Source organism: Marivita sp. (assembly GCF_020055675.1).
Classification (GTDB): domain Bacteria; phylum Pseudomonadota; class Alphaproteobacteria; order Rhodobacterales; family Rhodobacteraceae; genus Marivita.
The window spans coordinates 1-3,974 of the sequence record NZ_JAIPUS010000066.1; the positions used below are offsets into that span (position 1 = coordinate 1).

The 3,974-nt window shown below is 61.0% G+C and carries 5 protein-coding genes; all 5 read right to left on the reverse strand.

Features of this window, described 5'->3' with window-relative positions; all coding sequences use genetic code 11:
• Window positions 1-156: 156 nt before the first annotated feature.
• From LCF59_RS17465 to LCF59_RS17485, 5 genes are read right to left on the reverse strand one after another with little or no spacing between them, the layout of a single operon-like run.
• Window positions 157-1,212, reverse strand: coding sequence for a phage portal protein (locus tag LCF59_RS17465; RefSeq protein ID WP_292288897.1), 1,056 nt, complete (start codon window positions 1,210-1,212; stop codon window positions 157-159).
• 2 nt (window positions 1,213-1,214) lie between these two features.
• Window positions 1,215-1,754 (reverse strand): hypothetical protein, encoded by a 540-nt coding sequence (locus tag LCF59_RS17470; protein WP_292288898.1) that lies wholly within the window; start codon window positions 1,752-1,754, stop codon window positions 1,215-1,217.
• Window positions 1,751-2,383 (reverse strand): HK97 family phage prohead protease, encoded by a 633-nt coding sequence (locus LCF59_RS17475; RefSeq protein ID WP_292288899.1) that lies wholly within the window; start codon window positions 2,381-2,383, stop codon window positions 1,751-1,753. The genes LCF59_RS17470 and LCF59_RS17475 overlap by 4 nt, the downstream gene beginning before the upstream one ends.
• Window positions 2,383-3,636: a phage major capsid protein gene (locus LCF59_RS17480; RefSeq protein ID WP_292288900.1), complete on the reverse strand. Its 1,254-nt coding sequence runs from the start codon at window positions 3,634-3,636 to the stop codon at window positions 2,383-2,385. Before LCF59_RS17480 ends, LCF59_RS17475 begins: the two co-directional genes overlap by 1 nt.
• Before the next feature lie 3 nt (window positions 3,637-3,639).
• On the reverse strand, window positions 3,640-3,969 hold the full coding sequence (locus tag LCF59_RS17485; RefSeq protein WP_367273420.1) for an HNH endonuclease: 330 nt from the start codon (window positions 3,967-3,969) through the stop codon (window positions 3,640-3,642).
• Between the last annotated feature and the right edge of the window lie 5 nt (window positions 3,970-3,974).

Here is a 3,974-nt window from a genome sequence, read left to right on the forward strand (position 1 = left end):
CAGCCCCTAAGACACAGATCAGCGCGCAGGGATGCCCGCAACGGCCCTTCCAAGCCGAACAAGGTCGTTATCTCGCCCGCTTGGAAGGCCAGCCGGATCACCGTAGCAATGTCACCAGCAATCGTATTCTTGCGCCGCTTGTTGAATTTGGCGACGTTACTCATCTCCCCAATCCACCAGCTTCAATGCCTGATCAGCATCGACGCCGCTTTCCTTGGCAAGAGCCAACGCTTGCACAATCGCCGTGACGGTGCGCGCACGGCCACCAGCATCAAACGCTTGCAAGGGTCGCATCACATCCAAGGTGACAGTCTGGCCCAGCTTCTCGCTGGCCTCTTGCCCGATCATCGCCGCGACAGGTTGCAAGGCCCATTGTGCGAGGTGACGTTGCGCCTCTCTGACCATCGGTCCCGTGGTGGATACATTGCTCAGACCGGGCAGAATGCCGAAGACCATCTCGATACTGGCCCGCGATGCTGCCAAGGTTTCCTTGGTCATGGCTTTGCTCAAGTCCGGCGACACATCGGACGGCTTCAAATCCGTCTGAGGTGCAGGACCGCCCGCTGCCGTGACGTTGACGCTCTCACGCACCAGCACCTTGCCGCGAAACCCTCGGAAACCCCGTGCCAGATCGCTCATGTCCTGATCTGGTGCCTCAGGGAACGGCGCCACCGACGAACCCAATGGCCCATTGGTGTAAATCTCTGCCAACGCGCTTTCCATCGTTTGCAGCAAACCCGCCGTCAACCGTGCCCGCCTCAAGGGGGATTGCCCGACATAGGGCATGGTCACGTCTGCCCCGATCCTGAGGTGCAGCACCTCAGCCGCCAGAGCCGTGATCGACTTGCCGCCGCCGGTATCCGGCAAGCCCAGACGATAGGCGACAGGCCGGGAAAACCGCGTCGTCAAATCCCAGTCACTTGCCGGAATCAACCGATCATCGGTCATGTAGAACACCGCTTCACCGCGCAGCGCCAGAGACCGCGCAGCAAGCGCCAGCATGGCAGGGGTCAACATTTCGGTGCCGTCCACATCGGCAAGGCTCAGACCGCCTTCCCAGAGGCTCACACAGCCTTGCACGGTGCCGGTCAATTCCGCCACGCCCTCGATACCGGTGATATAATCGGCCCGCGCCTGCATGACTTGGGTCGTGTATCCGGTGCCGCTCGATCGGGTTTCGACCTCAGGCTCTTTTCGTTTGAATGGCCACATGCTCACACCCTCCGATAGCTGCGCAGCAGATCGCCAGCGCCGCTCAGTTGCATCGCCCGCGCCACCCATGCCGGGTTGCGGTCAACTTGCTCTTGAATAGGTCCGATCTGGACGGACGTACTGGACGCGCCAGCCGTGCCGGGATCGTCGGCTAGGTATTCAGCAAGCCGCTTGAACGCCTCGGACACCGCCGCTGGCACATCACCAGCACCGACTTGCGCCGTGATCCGATAGGTGCCGCCGTAGGGCAGATAGATGCCCATAGGCCCGTCCAGCAAGGTCAGGGACACCCACGCATCATCCTTCCAGACATGCGCCTCACGGCTTACCACCGGCGTCAGAGGCGGGTGGAATTGATCACCACCATCGCCCATGAGCGTCCAGACAACTTCGCGCTCAGTGAACCGGTGCGCGGTATAGGCTTCGATCCTTGCCCAGATCATGTCCGCATCCAGAGCCGCCGCCGGTGCCGACAGGCCAGACGGTGCCGCAGGATACGCCGCTGGCACATCCTCGAATTGCTTTATCAGGTCGATTGTCATGGTAACGCCCTCCACCGGGAAAGGTGGCGCAGATCAGAGACAGGCTTGATGCCATCCCGCGTCACATCCCAGTTGCGTTGCTCCACTTGCGCATCAGGATAGGCCGGTCTTGTGACAACGCTGATCTCGTAAAGAAGCGCCGCTAACACAGTTCTGATAATCGCGTTGTGCGCCCCGTTCTCAGGATCGCTGCCCTCATCCTCGATTTTCTCAGGCTCAGGCACCGCCCGCTTGGGGGGCAAACGGAACCCCGGCGATATGCCAAGGGTCAGGCCCGCCGCGATGCCCGCCAGGATGTCGCGGACATAGGACACCTCTTGCATCTCTGGCGTGATCGTCGCGGTGAAGGTCAGAGCGTCGTCACCGTCCACCAGATCGAGCGTGCCCGCGCCCCGGCTGGCCAATGGCTTGTCAAAGGAATGGCCAACTAGAAAATGGATATCCTCTTTCGGATCGTCCACCCGATAGGCAAAAGCCCTTGGGGCAATCGCTTCTTTTTTCGGCCTGCCGTTGCGGCCCCCATCACTGAGGACCGCGCGCTTGTTGTAGGGGAACCGGCCTTGCAGCGCCAAAGCACCAGAGGCCCGCTTGCGTAGTTCCAGACCGCCATCTGCAAAGCCGGTCAGCATCACTGCACCCCGGTCAGGATTTCGAGCTGCACACCGCGCGCAACCGTCACATCCATTGTCGTCAGAGCCGTGAGGCGGAGCTGCCCAGACTTCGCGTCCGAATACGGATCACGGATCAAATCCACCGCGCCCCACATACCGCAGAACACCGGTGCCACGCCGTTCGTCGTAGTGGTCAACAGCGCCTTGCTTTCCAGAGGATCACCCGCCGGCGCTGCGATGCCGTTCGTCGTCATCACCACATTGCCGATCTTGGCAATAAGACGATCCCACTCGGACACCGCCGTGCCGCTGATCAGGTCAGCATCCATGCCGTCGAAGATCTCAGGACGCAGCAACAGATTGACAGCACCGGGACTGCCCGCCGCGTTGGCCGTCATAAACCGCACCGCCGCTGCACGGAACGCCGCGTAGGACGCCGCCGCATCAACAGCCGTCTCTGTGATGCCGTAGGTGGACGCACCGGGAAAGATGCCCAGAGGCTCACCAGACGATCCAGAGCCAAGGAAAATGGCCCGATCGGTCTCTTGCTGAATTGCCGCCGACATATCCCGACGCACCGCTTGTTCCAGACCAGCGCCCGACTGTTTCAGAGCCTTGCGCGTGATCTTCATCTGCACACCCAAAGTCTGATCAGGCTTCATCGGAATGTCGGTTGTCGTGTACGCTTGCGGCCCCGGCACATCACCGGTTTCAGACCCAGCCCAGCCCGGTTGCGCGCCACCAGTTGCAACGGGATATTCAATCTCGCCGCTGCCGATCTGGATCATCCGCGCGCCCATGCGGGTTGCGGACGAATTGGCGAAAAGCCGGTCGATTGTCGGCATGGTGCGGATAGGGTCAGGCGTACCACCGGCCAGCGTTTCACCCGCGCGGGTTTCCAGTGCCTCAAGAGGAACCGGGATGCCTTGGAAGCCGCCCGCGCTGCGCAGTTCTTCGACCATCTCAGCCGTCGCGCCGTCCAGCTTGCGCCCTTCGTCCAGGGCAAGCGCCACCTGGCGAACCTCGAACCGTGAGGCCAGTTCAGACCATTCACGCTCAGAACGGGTTTCCAGTTCGGCACCAGCTTCGCGGCGTTCGTCGTCTTCACTGACCAGCGCCGCACGATAGCGCGTCTCGTTCGTGCGGTATTCTTGGTCTAGGGTTTCCATAGACCGGGTTTCGTCTTCGGACGGTGTATCCTTGCCGACAAGTTCCGACAGTTGTGAACGGATTTCAGATTGCCGCCGTTGGATTTTGACACTCTCAAGCATGTTTTATCCTTTCTGCTCGATAGGGTTTCGCTGCATATCTCGCAGCAGGTCACGCCACGCTTGGCGCTTTGGGGTCAGAGCCTTGTGGCCCACCTCAATTCTCGTTTTTCGGGCATGGCAACGCCCGCAAAGGATCTGCAAATTTGACAGGGAATAGGCCAAATCAGGCCGGTCACGGACGGGCAGAACGTGGTCACATTCCAGACGCCGCCGCTCACCACATTGGACGCATTGCCAGCCGTCACGGTCCAAGGCTTGCATCCGCAGAGCCTTCCAACGCGGCCCGCGCGTGACGTGTGCAGAGTGTCGCTTGTAGTCCTTCAACCGGCTCATGCGCG

Excerpts from the sequence above, each read along its gene's own strand:
- LCF59_RS17465 (WP_292288897.1), bottom strand. The coding sequence starts at position 1,212 with ATGTGGCCATTCAAACGAAAAGAGCCTGAGGTCGAAACCCGATCGAGC.
- LCF59_RS17475 (WP_292288899.1), bottom strand. The coding sequence starts at position 2,383 with ATGCTGACCGGCTTTGCAGATGGCGGTCTGGAACTACGCAAGCGGGCC.
- LCF59_RS17470 (WP_292288898.1), bottom strand. The coding sequence starts at position 1,754 with ATGACAATCGACCTGATAAAGCAATTCGAGGATGTGCCAGCGGCGTAT.
- LCF59_RS17485 (WP_367273420.1), bottom strand. The coding sequence starts at position 3,969 with ATGAGCCGGTTGAAGGACTACAAGCGACACTCTGCACACGTCACGCGC.
- LCF59_RS17480 (WP_292288900.1), bottom strand. The coding sequence starts at position 3,636 with ATGCTTGAGAGTGTCAAAATCCAACGGCGGCAATCTGAAATCCGTTCA.